General features: G+C 72.1%; 2 protein-coding genes. Both read left to right on the forward strand.

Annotated elements, in window-relative coordinates:
• Positions 1 to 721, forward strand: a 721-nt coding sequence (locus tag G7A99_RS19180) for an FAD-linked oxidase C-terminal domain-containing protein (RefSeq protein ID WP_305792340.1), incomplete at its 5' end; no start/stop codon positions are given.
• 10 nt (positions 722 to 731) lie between these two features.
• On the forward strand, positions 732 to 1,694 hold a 963-nt coding region (gene glcE / locus G7A99_RS19185), incomplete at its 3' end, for a glycolate oxidase subunit GlcE (RefSeq protein WP_163143217.1).

Raw genomic sequence — 1,694 nt, forward strand, 5'->3', positions numbered from 1 at the left:
CCCGGGCGGACTGGAGATGATGGACGGCCCGGCGATCCAGGCGGCGGAGGACTTCGTCCACGCCGGCTACGACACCGGGGCCGCCGCCATCCTCATCTGCGAGCTCGACGGCACCGACGCCGAGGTTGCCGACCAGCTCGAAAGCGTCCAGGCACTGATGCGCGAGCACGGCGCCACGCGCATCCAGGTCGCCGCGGACGACGCCGAGAAGGCCCGCTTCTGGGCCGGTCGCAAGGCCGCGTTCCCGGCCGTCGGGCGCATCTCGCCGGATTACTACTGCATGGACGGCACCATCCCCCGCCACCAGCTCGCCCACGTGCTCCGGCGCATCCGCGAGCTCTCCTCGGAGTACGGGCTCGGCGTGGTCAACGTCTTCCATGCCGGCGACGGCAATCTCCATCCCCTCATACTCTTCGACGGCAACCGTCCCGGCGAGCTCGAGACCGCGGAGCGCCTCGGCGGCGAGATCCTCACCCTGTGCGTCGAGGTGGGCGGCACGGTCACGGGCGAGCACGGCGTGGGCATGGAGAAGATCAACGAGATGTGCGTCCAGTTCCGCACTGCGGAACTCAACCAGTTCCACGCGGTAAAGCATGCCTTCGACCCCCGGGGACTGCTCAACCCCGGCAAGGCGGTCCCGACGCTGGCGCGCTGTGCGGAATTCGGCGCCATGCATGTGCACAACGGGGAACTGCCCCATCCGGAACTCGAGCGATTCTGAGGAGCATGCCATGGAGACCGGCGAGGACCGGACCGAGTACATTGCCGAGGCCGTCCGCGACGCCGCGGCCGCATCCCGCGCGCTGTCCATCGCCGGCAGCGGCAGCAAGGCCTTCTATGGACGCACGCCGACGGGCACGACGCTGGACGTCTCCAGCCACCGGGGTATCGTCAACTATGCCCCCACCGAGCTGATCCTGACCGCCCGGGCGGGCACCCCGCTCGCGGAGATCGAGGCCGCGCTCGCCGGGCAGGGTCAGATGCTGCCCTTCGAGCCGCCTCACTTCGGTGGCGGCGGCACCCTCGGCGGCGCTGTCGCCGCCGGCCTCGCCGGCCCCCGGCGGCCTTTCACCGGGGCCGTGCGCGACATGGTGCTCGGCCTGCGCCTGGTGAACGGCAATGGGGAGGTCCTGCACTTCGGCGGCGAGGTCATGAAGAACGTCGCCGGCTACGACCTCTCCCGTCTCAACACTGGCGCGCTGGGCACCCTCGGCGTGATCCTGGAGGTCACGGTCAAGGTCCTGCCGCGGCCGGAGACCGAGGCCAGTGTGCGCCTCGAGCTCCCTGCCGAGGCGCTCCACGGCGCCGTCGAGGGCTGGCTGCGCCAGGGCGTGCCGGTCTCCGCCGCCGTTCACGACGGCGAGGCCGCGCTGCTGCGGCTCTCCGGCACCCATTCCGGCGTCGAGCAGGGCCTGGCCCGCGTCGGCGGTGAGGCCCTGGCGGATGCGGCGACGGTCTGGGCCGACTGGCGGGATCACCGCCATCCCTTCTTCGCGCGCACCGACACGCCCCTGTGGCGGATTGCGCTGCCACCGGGGCGACAGCCGGAGGGTCTGCCCGGCGAAGCCGTCACGGACTGGGCGGGCCAGCAGCTGTGGCTACGCACCGACGCCGACACGGCCGCGGTACGTGGCCCGGTCACCGCCCGTGGCGGCCACGCCGCGCTGTTCGCCGGCGGCGACCGCGACAGCGAC

The sequence above is a fragment of the Arhodomonas sp. KWT genome, assembly GCF_010993615.1.